The sequence below is a fragment of the Geomonas oryzae genome (genome assembly GCF_004117875.1).
Classification (GTDB): domain Bacteria; phylum Desulfobacterota; class Desulfuromonadia; order Geobacterales; family Geobacteraceae; genus Geomonas; species Geomonas oryzae.
Genome location: NZ_RAHW01000002.1, coordinates 78555 through 93512 on the forward strand (window position 1 = coordinate 78555; position 14958 = coordinate 93512).

General features: G+C 61.5%; 14 protein-coding genes. 5 read left to right on the forward strand and 9 right to left on the reverse strand.

The window, feature by feature from the left end; all coding sequences use genetic code 11:
• Positions 1-4: 4 nt before the first annotated feature.
• From D6Z24_RS05135 to D6Z24_RS05170, 8 genes are all read right to left on the reverse strand, one after another.
• Complete coding sequence (locus D6Z24_RS05135; protein WP_198419510.1) at positions 5-1588, reverse strand: sensor histidine kinase; 1584 nt, start codon at positions 1586-1588, stop codon at positions 5-7.
• Entirely contained in the window at positions 1585-1983 is a 399-nt protein-coding gene (locus D6Z24_RS05140) for a response regulator (RefSeq protein WP_129125495.1), read from the reverse strand. Before D6Z24_RS05140 ends, D6Z24_RS05135 begins: the two co-directional genes overlap by 4 nt.
• Positions 1984-2153: 170 nt before the next feature.
• Positions 2154-4394, reverse strand: coding sequence for an ATP-binding protein (locus tag D6Z24_RS05145; protein WP_129125496.1), 2241 nt, complete (start codon positions 4392-4394; stop codon positions 2154-2156).
• A 14-nt stretch (positions 4395-4408) separates the two neighbouring features.
• On the reverse strand, positions 4409-6448 hold the full coding sequence (locus D6Z24_RS05150) for a pilus assembly protein PilZ (RefSeq protein ID WP_129125497.1): 2040 nt from the start codon (positions 6446-6448) through the stop codon (positions 4409-4411).
• A 66-nt stretch (positions 6449-6514) separates the two neighbouring features.
• Positions 6515-7003 (reverse strand): response regulator, encoded by a 489-nt coding sequence (locus D6Z24_RS05155; protein WP_129125498.1) that lies wholly within the window; start codon positions 7001-7003, stop codon positions 6515-6517.
• A 12-nt stretch (positions 7004-7015) separates the two neighbouring features.
• Complete coding sequence (locus D6Z24_RS05160; protein WP_129125499.1) at positions 7016-8158, reverse strand: sensor histidine kinase; 1143 nt, start codon at positions 8156-8158, stop codon at positions 7016-7018.
• 200 nt (positions 8159-8358) lie between these two features.
• A complete protein-coding gene (locus tag D6Z24_RS05165; RefSeq protein ID WP_129125500.1) occupies positions 8359-8910 on the reverse strand; it encodes a DNA-3-methyladenine glycosylase in 552 nt (183 codons plus the stop codon).
• Positions 8911-8933: 23 nt separating this feature from the next.
• On the reverse strand, positions 8934-9563 hold the full coding sequence (locus tag D6Z24_RS05170) for a DUF4136 domain-containing protein (protein ID WP_129125501.1): 630 nt from the start codon (positions 9561-9563) through the stop codon (positions 8934-8936).
• A 179-nt stretch (positions 9564-9742) separates the two neighbouring features.
• Here D6Z24_RS05170 and D6Z24_RS05175 point away from each other — a divergent pair, with 179 nt between their 5' ends.
• Complete coding sequence (locus D6Z24_RS05175; protein WP_129125502.1) at positions 9743-10225, forward strand: universal stress protein; 483 nt, start codon at positions 9743-9745, stop codon at positions 10223-10225.
• A 25-nt stretch (positions 10226-10250) separates the two neighbouring features.
• Complete coding sequence (locus D6Z24_RS05180; RefSeq protein ID WP_129125503.1) at positions 10251-10424, forward strand: rubredoxin; 174 nt, start codon at positions 10251-10253, stop codon at positions 10422-10424.
• 45 nt (positions 10425-10469) lie between these two features.
• Here D6Z24_RS05180 and D6Z24_RS05185 read toward each other — a convergent pair whose 3' ends face one another.
• Positions 10470-10730 (reverse strand): hypothetical protein, encoded by a 261-nt coding sequence (locus tag D6Z24_RS05185; protein ID WP_129125504.1) that lies wholly within the window; start codon positions 10728-10730, stop codon positions 10470-10472.
• A gap of 110 nt (positions 10731-10840) precedes the next feature.
• On the opposite strand from D6Z24_RS05185, the gene D6Z24_RS05190 reads away from it, so the two are divergent.
• The 3 genes from D6Z24_RS05190 (at position 10841) to D6Z24_RS05200 (ending at position 14774) form a co-directional block, all read left to right on the forward strand.
• Complete coding sequence (locus D6Z24_RS05190; protein ID WP_129125505.1) at positions 10841-11521, forward strand: ABC transporter ATP-binding protein; 681 nt, start codon at positions 10841-10843, stop codon at positions 11519-11521.
• Positions 11514-14012 carry an ABC transporter permease gene (locus D6Z24_RS05195; RefSeq protein ID WP_129125506.1) on the forward strand — a complete coding sequence of 833 codons (2499 nt, stop codon included), beginning with the start codon at positions 11514-11516 and terminating at the stop codon, positions 14010-14012. The genes D6Z24_RS05190 and D6Z24_RS05195 overlap by 8 nt, the downstream gene beginning before the upstream one ends.
• Positions 14013-14096: 84 nt before the next feature.
• On the forward strand, positions 14097-14774 hold the full coding sequence (locus D6Z24_RS05200) for an arylesterase (protein ID WP_129125507.1): 678 nt from the start codon (positions 14097-14099) through the stop codon (positions 14772-14774).
• Positions 14775-14958: the final 184 nt, after the last annotated feature.

Here is a 14958-nt window from a genome sequence, read left to right on the forward strand (position 1 = left end):
GTGCTCATCCCTGCCTTAGATAGCTGCCAGACTCCGGGTTCTCAGCCAGGGTGAAATAAAAGGTGGCACCCTCGCCCACCTCCCCTTCCGCCCAGATGCGCCCGCCGTGCCTGAGCACGATGCTGTGCACGATGGCGAGCCCGATGCCGGTACCGTTCCAGGCGAACTCGCCGGGCGTGTGGATGGTCTGGAAAGGTTTGAAGAGCTTGTCGGCGTATTTCATGTTGAACCCGACGCCGTTGTCCCTGACGAAGTAGACCGGCACCCCTTGCTGCTCGGCGACACCGAACTCGATGCGGGCGCGCTCCCTTTTGGAGGTGAACTTCCAGGCGTTGTACAGCAGATGCTCGAGCGCCTTTTTCAGCAGGGCCGGGTCTCCGTTCACCCTCAGCCCATCGGCTATGACGAACTCCACCTCGCGTCTGGGATGTGAGACCGCGAGATTACCGGCAACGGTTTTTGCGATGCCGCTCAAATCGGCGTCGACGATGGAGAGGGTGCAGCGCGCGAGGTGGGTAAGGCTGTTGAAGGCGTCCATGATCAGCTTGATCTGCTGCACCACGAGCCCCGCCCGCTCGGCGTACTGGCGGCAGTCGGCGTGGCCGCAGGTGCCGCAGTCCTCCAAAAGCGCGGTGCAGTACCCCTCCAAGCGGGCCACCGGCGCCCTGAGGTCGTGAGAGACGAAATAGCTGAAGCTCTCCAGTTCGCTCACCGTAGCCTGAAGCAGCGAAGTCCGCTGCTCCACACGCCGCTCCAGTTCCCCGGTGAGGGTGCGCACCTGCTCCTCGGCCCGTTTCAGCTCAGTCACGTCATGGCAGGTGCCGATCACGGTCCTGACACCGCAGGTGTCGATTAAAGTCTCCGCCTCGAGTCTTACCGTCCTTAACGAGCCCTCCGGGCGCAGGACGCGGCAAAAAAGCGGCCCGGCAAGCCCCGCCTCCCCTGCCCCCCAGATCGACCGAAGAACGAGGTCGCGGTCTTCCGGGACGAAGCGCTCCAGAAAGGAGGCCGGCGAGGGGGTGACGGCGCCGGGCTCCACGCCGCAGATGCGGTACAGCTCGTCGGACCAGCTCATGGCACCCGATTCGAGATCCTGCTGCCAGCTCCCCAGTCGTGCTATGCGCTGCGCCACGGCAAGCTGCCGCTCGTTTTCTTCAAGACGCCGGTGCTGCCGCTCCACGAGCCGCTTCAAGGCGATCTGTTCCAGCACCTTGTCTAAAACCGAAAAGAGTTCCTGGTAGTTGAGGGGTTTCAGCACGTAGTTGTGCACGCCGATCTCTATGGCGCTCAAAAGGTAGGAGGTGTCGCTGTGGGCCGTGACTGCTATGATCGTCACCGCGGGGTTCATCTCCTTTATCTCGCGCGACATCCTGATCCCGTCCATGAGCGGCATGTTGATGTCGGTCATGACGATGTCGGCTTTATGCTCCCGGTAAAGTTCCACTGCGGCGAGCCCGTTCTCCGCGACGTAGACCTCGAGCATCGGGTAGTTCATGGCGAGCATCCTCGTCACCATCTGACGGGCATCAGCCTCGTCCTCGACGTAGAGCATGCTGGCTGCACCCAATTCCCTGGCCCCTTCGCTCATGCGCGCCCTCCGCCCCGCGACAGGACAGTTCTGAGCCGGTCCGCGGTCATCGGCTTGTAGATGTAATCGACGACGCCTAGCTCCCAGCATGTTTCCTGATCGGTCTCGTTGTCCGAGGAGGTCAGTATGGCAACGGGAAGTTCGCGCAGCCGCTCGTTTTGACGTACGAACTGGAGGATGTCGAGGCCGCTTATCTTTGGAAGCTTCAGATCCAAAAGCACCAGCCTGATCAGGTCCTGACTACCTTCCTGTTCCACGCGCCGCAAAAGCTCACTCGCCTCTTCGCCGTCCCGTGCGACCAGTATCTCGTCAGTGCAGACCTTACGTATGATGCGACTGGCCAGAAACACGTCGTCGGGGTTATCTTCAACGAGCAGGATGAATGACTGAGCCATCGGCTTCTCCGTGCCCCTGAGGGTAGCTGCAGACCGCAAAACAGCCGAGCGTTTGGAGGAAGGTTTCGGCTCGGCTGACTGTGCTGCGCCGCACTGCATTTATCGCCACACATTAGCACCCGCTTATTCTAACCACATGCACCACCTTGTCAAACCGCGCCTTCCCTACTTCACCCAATGGGAACCTCAATGGTGAACTCAGCCCCCTTGTCCACGTTGCGGACAGTGAGCCGCCCCGGGATGTTCTTTTCAATGATCACCTTGGACATGTACAAACCTATTCCCGTCCCCTGCTCGGGGCCTCTGGTAGTGAAATAGGGGTCGAAGATGCGGTCCATGATCTCTTCAGGAACCCCGCCCGCGTTATCCAGTATCCTGACCGCGGCGTACCCCCCCTCTGTGTTGACGGTGATGGTGATGATGCGTCGTTCGACCTTGCGATCCAGAAAGGCGTCGCGGGCGTTGAACAGGATGTTGAGGATGGCCTGGGAAAACTCGTTCTGGTGGCCCGTCACCACCGGGTCATCCGCGGCGTCGAACGCTACGTCGATGTGCAGGTGGCGGAAGCTTTCCCGGACCAGCGACAGCGTGCGCCCCACCACATCGGCGACCTTGAAGGGTGCCGCGGCCTTGTCGGGCCTGAAGAAGTTGCGGAAATCGTCGATGGTGCGCGAGGTATGGTTCAGCACCTTCATGAACCTCTCCACGCTGTCGTTTAGGTAGTCACGGGTGAAGCTGCCGTGGTCGTACATGACGGGGAGCTCCTGCACGATGAGCCCTAGCTCGTTCAACGGCTGACGCCACTGGTGCGCGATGTTGCTGATCATCTCGCCTAACGCCGCCAGGCGGCTTTGCTGCAGCAGCATGCGCTCCTTTTCACCCAACTCCTCAAGCGCCTTCAGCCTCTGCGCGGTCTCCTCCTCCAGCTCGAAAAGGGTCCGCGAAAGCTCCTCATGCTGCAGTTCCACTTTCTTCCGGCTCAACTCGAGATCGGCGGTCCGTTCGGCCACCCGGGCCTCCAGATCCTCCTTTGCCTGCTCAAGCGCGCCGATGAGCTCGCAGTTGCGGTAGCTGATGCCGATCACCGAGGCCGTGCCCATCATGAGGCTCACGTCACGCTCCACGAGAGGGCGCTTGCTCCTCGCGTTCTCCGCGGTCAAAACCCCGATGGACATCCCCTCCGAGGTGATGGGACAGCAGATGAACGACCTCGTGCCGTTTTTGACGGCGCAGGCCAGGGTGCGCCTGCCGAGGGTCTCCTGTTCCCGTTCGAGGTCGTTTACCAGGAAGGGGCGTTTTTCGTTGAAGCAGGCGACGTAGACGTCACGGCCGGCACCGTTTTGATCCAACGGAAGCGTCAGCCCGTTCAGACATTCAAGCTCCCGTGCGCCGTAGCCGTACGAGGCGCGCAACTCGAGCCTCCCGCTGTTGCCGTCGGCGAGGAAAATGGCGCCCCGGTCGTATTCGAGCCGGCGCTGCATGATGTCGGCGACATCGATGAGCATCTCCTCGATGCGCGTGAAATTGCCGAGCCGCTGCCCGATCTCGTTCGTCAGCATCGCGGTGTTGTAGTTCAGGTCGATCTGTTCCAGAAGGTTGTCGATGGAGTCCTTGGTGCTGCTAAGGCTGTCCTTGACGGCCCGCTTCTCGCTCCCCTCCGCGGCGAGAGCCACCAGGAGCAGCAGGATGAGCGACCCGAGCAGGGCGTACCCCGAAGCCGTCCCGACGACGGCAAGGGCTACGTTTATAAGCGCCAGGGTCGGCACGAGGGTATTGCGCAGCTTCTTCAGGTAGGTGTAGGCGCTCTTCTCCCAGGTGACCACGTAACGGCAAACCGGGTCGCCTCGAAAGATGCACTCGGGCTGCTGGATGGTGGGGAGGTGCCTGATTTCGGGGAAGTACTGCAGGTCGGTCAGCTTGTGGTTGAACATGAGGACGATCGCCTCGAAAAACCCGATGCGGTTTTCGCACTGGTATTGCTGCTCCAGCCCCTGCTCGACGGGCGTGACCGTGATCTCGACGGAGTTCGAGGCGAGGCGGCGCGACCGGTAGCTCGTACTTCTGGTGAAGTTCGCGGTCGCCTTGCTGATGATCTCGAAGGTGCTCGAGGCGTCCACGAGCCCCAGTATGTACTGGCGCATGGCGCCAAGCACGTCCGGAGAGGCGGCGTAGCGTCCCGCCTCCCGCGCGATACGCGGGTTGCCCGTCATCTGCAGGAGCTTTTCGTAGAAGCGGTCCACCTGGCTCTGGCTGAACCAGTGCGCCTGGTCGGCCACCTCGTACTCCTTCATCCCCGCGTACTCCAGGAGCTCAGCGATGTCGACGTGGCTGTACTTGTGTTTTATGAGCAGGATGAAGGAATTGATGATCCTGCTGTTGTATAGCGGCTTGTCGCGCTGGGAAACTTCCATGTCGGCTCCGGGTATCACTGCGCCTTGCGCGGCCCTTTGAGGAGACCGTCGCAGTAGTGCAGAAAATGGTCCGTGTAACGCATGTCGAGGACCCAGAGCAGGTAGGTCTTTTCGACGGGAAGGTCCTTTTCCACGGCATAGGAGTGCGGAAAAACCAAGGCCGGCATCCCCCCTCCCTCGTAGTGCCTGCTCACATGGCGCAGCGACAGCTCGATCAAAGCGCGCGGCAAGCTGTCATCGATTACGAAGAGGGTCACGCAGTTGGTGAGTTCCGCCATGTTGAAACCGGCGTCGGTGCAGTTGACGAGCAAAAAGGCCTTCAGGCTCCCCTTGCGGCGCAGGGAGTAAAGGTGGACTTCCTTGCGAAAGCCGAGTTCGTGGTATTCGCGCGCGAGCCCCTTGTCTCCGTTGTCCCCCGGGCGAAGGTCGAAAGCCTCGATGAGGGCACCGCCTGAGACGTGCCGGTAGAAGCTCCCCATCTCGGAAAGATCGAAGGCGCTGCTTTTGGAGAGTTCCCACTGCGGCGGAAGCTCTTCGCCGCACCCCTCGTTTTGGTAGTGAAAATAGGCGAACAGGTCGAGCGAGCAGGTACGCTGGTCCGCATGCTTCGTCGCGAAACCGCCGAAGACACGCGCCGGGAAACGGTTGTCGGGACGGTAGTAACAAAAGGCATAGCGCAGCCGCGCGAAGGCGAAACTCTCGAGTTCACTCAGGTAGTGGCTTACCTGGTCCAGTACGGCGATCCCCGCCTTGACGGCAGACTTGCGCGCCGCGTGGTGATGTATCAGCCACGCATTGCTGTAGAAGCGGACCATGGCCAGGTGCCCTAAGATGACGCCGTGGTCCAGGTAGATGAAGTGGCGGGCGATCTGGGGATTGCCGCTGTAAAGCCGCGCGTAGGTCTCCTTGATCCTCTCCTTGTTCTCCTGGAAATGGGCGTATTTTGCCGGGTAGATGAACCCGGTCTGGAAGAAGAAATCCCACAGGTCGTCGAGATCGACCTCGGTGTCGACGTAGGACTTGCGGTTCGTCACCTGGTGCAGCAGCGAGAGGAGTTTCACGTGGTCGCCTATTTCCATGTCCAAAATGGCGAGGCCGCAGCGCACCAGCTTCTCGTCCCCCTTTTCGCCTGCCGGGTTGCGGGAAAGCACCTGGGCAAGACAGCAAAGGCTCATGCCGTGCCCGAAGGTGATCTTGAGACCGGGGATCATCAAACCGGGCATGAGCAGAGAATCCCCCTCGCTCTCCTGGACCGAGAAACCGGTGCCTGATATGTCGGTGACCATCAGGTTAACGCGCTTCCCTATCAGGGGGTGATTGAAGACGACGTTCGGCGTCGGGACGAGTTCCTGGCGGTAGTTGCGATACTTCTTCGCCTTGAAGCGGCGTATCGAGCTGTGCCGCAGGCTAAGGACAAAAGAGCAGGAGCCGCCGGCGGACTCCATGGCATGGACGTCGAAGACACCGGAATAGAGCATGGTTTCGCCGCGAAAAAGGCGCAGGTGCACCGGCTCTTCCGTGTTGATCCAGCGCAGCGTTTCCGGTTTCTCCCACGTGCCGGAAATACGCAGCGATACCGGGGTGTAGTCGACCAGGCTCCCGTCGAAGAGGACGCCGTTTTGCATGAGTTGCGCGGAAACTCCGTCCGAGAGGTGCCGCCGGATCCTGCGCGCCTGGAACTCGCGACAGGCCGGTGGGAGCATGAGAGCAAAGCCGCAGTCGTCAATGGTGACCGGCTCGGGATTCACCACCAGGTATTTCCTGCCGTCGGCTATGAGGAGGTAATCGAAGCGGTAGCTCTTCAGGAGTTCCCTGAGGCTCGGCACGTCCTCCCACAGACAGTCAAGCCTCTCACCCGCACAGGGAAGAGGCCGTGCCTTCAGGAAGATGGACTCGTCGTAGGCTACGTGCCTGAGCGCCACCAGGATGGACTGGTTCTGGAAATTGATGTAGTTCAGGCGGTTAACCAGATGACTGCGGCTGACACTCTTGCCGGTGGCAGGACTTTCCGTATCGGAGGGAACAAGATGAAGTCTCGGTACCGCGTCTCCCATGGCTACCTCGCAGGGTGACCCCGGGGAGCGCGGCGTGGCGCAGTCGGGGCTGGTTACAGACGCCGCCTAGGCGGCAGGGCCGTACTCTCCACCGGCCTCCGCAGCTTCCGCGCCGACCCCGGGAGGAACGTTGAAGCCGAGCCAGTACTGCGCCACCCCCTGCATCAGCACCAGGAGGGCGTTGAAGGAATTGGGTTTGATAAGAAAGGAGTTGCAGCCGAGTTCGTAGGCACGGTTCAGGTCCCCTGCGGGAACGGGGACGGTGAGCACCACGACGGGCAGCCGCCTGAGCGCCGGCTGTTCGCGCAGCCAAGAGAGAAGCCCCACCCCCGAGATGTGCGGCAGCTTGAGGTCGAGAAGCATCAGCATGGGCAGGGGATGCAGTTCGCGGTCACCGAAGTCTCCAGCGCCGCTTAGGTAGGCGATGGCCTCTTCGCCATCGTGCGCCAGTTGCACCGGCGTGATCACCCCGACCCGCTGCAGGGCGAGACGGGTGAAATGCGCCTGATCGGTGTCGCTGTCGACAAGGAGAACGGTGTGGTGCACGTAGCTCATGGCCAAGCCTCCCTACTGCTCCTTCCTGAGTTCGATCCAGAACCGGCTCCCCTCCCCTTCCTGCGACTCGAGCCCTATGTGCCCCCCCAGCCGCTGCACGGCTTTTCGGACGATGGCAAGCCCCACCCCGGTACCCGGGTAACTTTCGATACTGTGCAGCCGTTCGAAGATCTTGAAGATCCTCTCCTGATGTTGCGGCGGGATGCCGATGCCGTTGTCCTGGATGTAGAGGCGGCAGTACTCACCGGCATCCTCGGCCCAGATGCGCAGCAGCGGGACCACCCCCTTCGGCACGAACTTGATGCCGTTGGTCATCAGGTTCAGCAGCACCTGCACGAGCACCGTGTGGTGCGCGATCACATCGGGGAGATCTCCGGCAACCTCAAGGCGGTACCCCTTGCCGCCGCTTGCGAGTTCCAGCTGCTGAGAGGCATCCCGGACCGCCTGTTGCAGGCTGACCGGCTCCAGGGTGATCTCCTGGCGGCTCACACGGCTGTAAGCCAGAAGGTCCTGGATCAGCCGGTCCATCCCCTGGGCCGCCGTCTTTATGCGCACGAGGTAGGCGTTTCGCTCGGCAGGGGACTGGAATTCATCGTCTAGCAGGATTTCCGCGAAGGCGTGCATGGCGCGGATGGGAGCGCGCAGGTCATGGGAAACCGAGAACGCGAAGGTGTCGAGCTCCTCGTTGATCTCCTCGAGCTGGGAGGTACGTTCCGCGACACGGCGTTCAAGGGTCGCGGCCTCGTATTCCAGGCGCGCGTTCAATTGCGCTATCTTTTCCTCCTCCTGCCGGTACTTCGTGCAATCGCTGATCACGAAGCCCAGATGCTCTTCGGTGAGCGCGAAGATCCTGATCCGGTAGAAGTGGCCTTCGTGGCTTACCTCGCCCAGTTCCTGGGACCCGCCGAAGGCCGCGATCCGGTGACAGGTCTCACGGAACCCCTCCGCCTCCAGCCACCCCGGGAAGCAGTCGCTGACCCTGCAATTGCCGAAGTTGAAGGACCGGCACTGACATAATTTGACGGCTGCCGGGTTCATCTCGATGATGAGGGGCATTGCCTCCGGGTTTCTCACGTCCAGACGCAGGATTGCCAGCCCTTCTCTCATGTTGGTGAACATCAGTCGGTAGAGTTGTTCGGCCTGTTCCATGTCCATGATGGCCTCTCCCTGGGCAAACGCAGAAGAGTATAGCGGAGAGTTATTAGATTGCACCAATGTTTCACAACTGGTAGTGCCCTTTAGCAAACTTGAGCGGCGGACGCCCGGGCAGTGGCAACGGATCGGTGCGGGAGCCTGTGGTCGCACAGGCATAGTTCGGCGATGGCGTGGGTGGAATGGTGGCGCTTTGGCGGGTGTCAGCGTTTTGATACGTGGGGATTTTCCGAAAGGTAGAAGCGTAGCGGCTTGGCGGCCCAATCACCGGCGTAGGCGACGCCGATGCGCGGACGCGCGACGATGCGCCTCTCCTCTTCGTCCCTGCGCGCCGCGACGAAGAGGTCTCCGCTCAATAGATCGTGCCCGTTACAGCGCAAATCGACTCCCATGGCGCGACAGAGAAGGCCGGGGCCGCAGGTTCGCTCGTGTACGTTTCGCACCGGCTCGAGGGCGCGCAAGAGCACGGCACAGGCGTTTCCTTCACGCTCGGTTACCACGTTCAAGCAGCAGTGGATGCCATAGATGAGGTAGACGTAGGCAAATCCGGGGGGACCGAAGAGGATGCGGGTGCGCGGGGTGAGCCCCCTGGAGGAGTGAGCGGCAAGATCCTCCTCCCCCAGGTAGGCCTCGACTTCGACGATCTTCCCCACCCGCGTCTCTCCGGCGACATCGTGTACGAGGTAGGCCCCTAAGAGATCGTGTGCGACGGTTACCGTGTCCCGATCGTAGAAGGAACGCGGCAGCGGTGTCAAAGGGAGGGAGCGCACCGCCGCACCTAAAGAACACCTTCCTTGCGGAGCGCCTTGACCACCTTGCCGGCCAACTCCTTGCCGACGCGGGTCACCTTCTCCGGTTCGGTCGCCTCGACGGTCCCGGCCCAGAGCAGCTTGTCCGATCGTGCATCGAAGAGGTTCACCTGCATGGTGGCGATGTCGTAGGTGGTCACGTAGGTCGGCCCGTACATGGCCATGGAGCGGTAATAGCCGGGGAAATCCCAGTCCGGGAAGGCGGGCGGGTACCAGTAGCCGGGGTACGGCGTGGCGACGGCGCTCGGCTGCACCGTGGTCTGGCGCTCGACCTTGATGGTCTGCACGGTAAGAACGGCCTGCGCCCCGACCCGTCTCACGGCGCGGTCCAGCGCGTACCAGTCGGGAAGCGCATTGCCAGGGATGACCGAGTAGCTCGCGACCCCTTCGACGCCGTGGCGGCTCAGTTCGCTCACCAGGGTGTCCTCGTACACCACGCGGCTCGACTGTTTCGGGGCGAACCCGACCACCAGCACCTTGCGGATCCCTTCGCCGCGCAGCGTGGGGTTGCGCCAGGTATCGACCATCGAGACCGAGGCGCAGGAGCAAAGCATGGCGGTGAGGCAGATAAGGACGGCTATCCTGAGCATGTTACGCATGTGACACCTCCGACAACAGGCTGAAGTTTTCGTGATCACGGCGGCTCATCCGGTGCCCGGGCAAAAGACCCGAATACTTATACCAAGTTGCTGCGGGTTGGCAATCGTATATACTGGGTGGGTCTCGTCGGCCGAAAGCCCGGACCCGGGGCCACATCCACCAAATCAGGAGGCAAGCGATGGAAAATTTCAAACGCGTTCTCGTGGTAAACAGGATGAGTGAGTACTGTCGGGATGCGGTGCAGGCGGGGATCTCGATTGCCAGGAAGTACGGCTCGGAGCTCATGGTGCTGCATATCGCCACCAGCACGGAAGGAACCTTGAGCATGGCGGGGGGTGCGCTGAACGCCCCGAGCGCCATTCCCGACGAGGTGAAGAACTACGCGAGCACCCAGGAGCGTGCAAAGGACGAGTTGGAACAGATGATCGGACAGGAGATCCGGTCGGGACTGCCGATCAAGGTGATCATCAAGGAAGGCAAACCGGTTGACGAGATCGTGCAGACGGTGAAAGACGAGCGGATCGACCTGATGGTGCTCCTTTCCCACGAGGAGGGCCGCCTGGAGCACATGCTCTTCGGACGGGACAACGACGCCGTCCTGCGCAGGATGCCTTGCAGCATCCTGCTCATAAAGCGCGAACCCGAATCGGTCGAGTGGTAGTCGCGGAGGCGACGGGAGAATGCCCATGCAGAGATGGATCTGTACCATCTGTCAGTACGTTTACGACCCTGCCGAAGGTGATCCTGTCAACGATGTCCCGCCTGATGTATCCTTCGAAGAACTGCTCCCTGACTGGCACTGCCCCGTGTGCGAGGCGGCCAAGAGCTTCTTCGAGCCCCTGGCGGAAGAACCGCACTGACAAAAGCGAAATTACCGGCTGGACGAACAACCTGCGGAGCAGGTCTTATGACCTGCTCTTCTTTTTGAGACCTGCCTCACTTTGGCGTGGCGCTCTCACAGTCGGCAACTCCTGGAACCGCTCAGACTCCGGATGTTTGCAGACTACGTCATAGCCGACCGGCAGGGCGTAGCCGCACTCGGTCTCGTCGAGGCAGCAGTAAAAAAGCTCCCTGCCTAGTCCGGGCATCACGGCACCGACGCTGCTGGTCCTGCAGTCGTCGTAGCGGTCACCTCTTTTTCGGCATCGACTTTTGACAATGGCCATGGCGCCCTCTCCTGGTTGCGTAGTGCGGGAGAGTATAATAAAAATTCCTTAACTGTAAACCCGGTCGGCAAAAAAGCCGGAAAGAGTGCGCGGCACCGGAACCACACCAGATGACCATCCTGCAAGCCAACGAGATCACGAAAAAGTACCGCATCGGCAACCGGGACATCACCGTCCTAGACAGCGTCACCCTGGAGGTGGCCCAAGGAGAATTCCTGGTGGTGAAGGGTGAGAGCGGCAGCGGCAAGTCGACGCTCCTCACCATCCTCTCGGGCCTGGACCGCCCGGACCGCGGCCGCATCTCAATCGAGGGGCGCGACATCACCGACCTGGACGAAGATGCCTTAGCCCCCCTTAGAAACAGCGCCTTCGGCTTCGTCTTCCAGTCCTTCCATCTGGTCCCCTCCCTTAGCGCGCTGGAAAACGTCATGTTCCCGGCCGAGCTCAAGGGGGACAAGGAGGCGCGCACCAAGGCGCTTGCCCTTCTCGACCGGGTAGGCTTAGCACACCGGGTCGCCAGCTTCCCGCACCAGCTCTCGGGAGGGGAGAAACAGCGCTGCGCCATCTGCCGGGCGCTTATCAACGCCCCGCGCCTCATCTTCGCCGACGAGCCTACCGGCAACCTCGATTCCGCGAACGGCGAGGCGATCCTCGCCCTTTTGCTGGAATTGCAGCGCGAGCGCGGCACCACCATGATCCTCGTCACCCACAGCCCGGAAATAGCCAAAAGCGCCGACCGGGTGATCACGCTGAAAGACGGCCGGATCGTCACGGGCGCCGACCATGGTTAACACCCGCTTCATCCTGCGCCAGATGACCGGCGCGAAACGCCAGTGCGCCGTCTTCATCCTCTGCGTCGCCCTCTCCATGGTCACCCTCGTCTCCTTGGGCAGCTTCAGGGAGAGCGTCGACCGCTCGCTCTTGCGCGACGCCCAGTCGCTGCACGCCGGCGACATCATCGTCAGGTCGCACGCCCCCCTACCCGCTCCCCTCGAGAATGAAATCGCGCGGCTCGTTCGGTCCGGTGAGCTGAAAAGCGCCCGCTACTGGGACTTTTACACCGTGGTCCAGAAAGCAAAGGATGAAGGATCGCTTCTGTGCGACGTGAAGGTAGCGGAGCCCGCATACCCCTTTTACGGGCAGGTGACGCTTCGTTCCGGCCGTCCGCTTAAAGAGGTGCTGAAAGCCGGGAGCGCGGTCGTCGAGCAGCAGTTCCTGGACCGTTTGCAGGTGCGTCTGGGGGATGCCGTCAAGGTCGGCAACGCGACGCTCATCGTGCGCGACGTGGTGCTCGCCGAGCCGGACCGGCCGGTGAACTTCTTCTCGCTTGGTCCGCGCGTTTTCGTAGCCGCCGCCGATCGCGAGACACTCGGGCTGATCGGGCTAGGCAGCCGGGTCGATCACGTGACCCTTCTGCAGCTCGCAGACCAGGGAAAGCTCGATGCGACGGCGGAGCGCCTGGGCAAGCTGGCCGACCAGTCCCGGGTGCGCGTGGAGACCTACCGGAACGCCGGCTCCCGGGTGAAGCGCTTCTTCGACAACCTCCTTTTCTTCCTGAACCTGAGCGGCATCTTCACCCTGCTCCTCTCCGGCTTCGGGATCCAGAGCACGCTTTTCGCCCTCCTTAAGGAACAGGAGAAGACCATAGCGGTGATGAAGGCCCTCGGTGCCGGAAGCCGTTTCATCATCGGGCACTTCCTCGCCCTGACCCTGGTGCTCGGTTTCATCGGGTCCCTCCTTGGGCTTTGCGGCAGCGTCTTCCTGCAGCATCTGCTTCCCGCGCTTTTCAGCGGCCTCATCCCTGCGCGGGTGACGTTGCAGATCTCGTTCAACGCCGTCTGGCAGGGGATGTCGATAGGCCTCATGGCGGTATTGCTTTTCACCGCCCTCCCCCTGTACCGCCTGAAGGAAGTGAAGCCGCGCGCCATCTTCGGAAAGGAGGAGACGACCGCCCTATGGAGCCGCTCCACCTGGCTCATCGCCGGTGCGGGGACCCTTTTTTTCCTCGGCATGGTGCTGGTGCGGCTGCGCGACCTGAAGACGGGGCTCTACTTCATGGCCGCACTGGTACTCCTCATTCTCGTATCCTACCTGCTTGCCGGTCTGGCGTTGCACCTGCTCAGAAGGAGCGCTCCGGGAAACCTCGTGCTGCGGCAGGCGTTGAAGGGGCTCTTCCGGCCGCACAACGCGACCCTCTCCATCATGGTCACGCTCTCGGCGGCACTCGGCGTCATCTTCTCGATAACCCTGGTGGAGAAGAACCTCGACGCCTCCTTCATCGAATCGTTCCCCCCGGGGGCACCAAACGTCTTCCTGATCGACATCCAGGCAGGGCAGAAGGACGAGGTCGCCGGTCTTCTCGGCCCAGGCGCCACTTACTACCCCACCGTCAAGGGGACGGTGAGCGCCATCAACGGAGCGGTCATCGATCCGGAAAAGGAGCGGCAGTCGCGGGGAGACAACCTCGGCCGCGAGATGAACCTGACCTACCGGAACGGGCTTTTGTCCGACGAGAAGATCGTGTCGGGGCAAACCCTGTTCAGGAAGGACTGGGGCGACGCCATGCAGGTCTCCGTGCTGGACACCGTGCTCAAGATGCACGAGATGAAGGTGGGCGACCGCATCACCTTCCGGATCCAGGGGGTGCCGATGACCGCGCGGGTTGCCAGCATCAGGACCCGCGCCAGCAGCGGCTTCACCCCGTTTTTTTATTTCGTCTTTCCCGAGCAGGCGCTCTCCGACGCGCCGCACACGATCTTCGCGGCAGTGCGCGTGGACAAACGGAAGATTTCCGCGTTGCAGAACCAGGTGGTGGCCCGTTTCCCCAACGTCAACGTGATCGATCTTACCGAGACCGCCCAGCTCTTCGGCAGGATCATGGGGAAGCTCTCCACCATCGTCCGATTCTTCACCTCGTTCAGCATCGTCGCCGGGGTGTTGATCGTGGTAGGTTCCGTGTTCGCCACCCGATATGCGCGCATACAGGAAGCCATTTATTTCACCGTTTTGGGAGCGAGGAGGCGGTTCGTGCTCGGCGTATTTGCCGTGGAGAACCTTGTGATCGGCAGTGTAAGCGGGTTCATCGCCCTGTTGATGTCCCAGGTTGCCAGCCGGCTGATCTGCACGAAGGGTCTGGACATGGCCTATGCCCCCTATCCCGTCGACAGCCTCTTGCTGGTGGCGGCGACCACCGCGCTGGTAGAAGTGGTTGCGCTGGCCGCAACAATCCCCCTGGTCCGTCAAAAGCCGGTGATCTTCCTCCGCGAGCAAACCGATGAATAGTCGTCGTTCAAAAGTTTTCCCATTATTCCCAGGCCTCCCATTAATCCCATAATTCCCATCCCAGCCTTTAAAGGAGCCCCACCCATGCGCCACCCCACCCCCCGCCAACTGCTCACCCTCTTCACCCTAACCCTCTGCTCGACCATGGGTGTGGGCCCCGCCATCGCCGCCGGCACCGCGAAGCCCGCGGCAACCTCCTCAAAGGGCACCATAGTCGCCTTCGGCGACAGCCTCACCGCAGGCTACGGCGTTGCCGAAAGCGACTCCTACCCCGCGCAATTGCAGCGCAAGCTGCATGACAACGGGCTTCAGTGGACCGTGATCAACGCAGGCATCAGCGGCGAGACAAGCTCCGGAGCGCTTGCCCGCGTCGACTGGGTCATGAAGCTCAAACCCGATATCGTCATCCTGGAAACCGGCGCCAACGACGGCCTGCGCGGGCAGGACCCGGAGCTCACCCGGAAGAACCTCGACAGCATCATCACGAAGCTACAGTCCAAAAACGTGGTCGTGGTGCTCGCCGGAATGCGCATGCTGAAAAACCTGGGTCCCGCCTACACGAGCAAGTTCGCCGAGGTGTACCGACGCGTCGCCAAGGAGCACAAGACCATCCTGATCCCCTTTTTCCTGGACAAGGTCGCGGGCAAGGAAGGGCTAAACCTCTCAGACGGCGTCCATCCGACCGGCAAGGGGTACGCCATCGTGACCGAAAACATCTACCCCTATGTCATCAAGGCGATAAGTCAGAAGACGCGGCGCTGACCATTCGGAAACGGCTAAAAGTTGCCCTGAACCCGCGTCTTCTCTTGCTTTTTCGCTCGATTTAATGTACAGATGCTCTGTTAAACTGGGCATCTTTGCTTACAGTCGGTGGACCAGTCTCCTCAACTCCCGACTCTTGTCCTTCTGCCGATTCAACACCTTTACGCCACCGCAATTCCGCTGC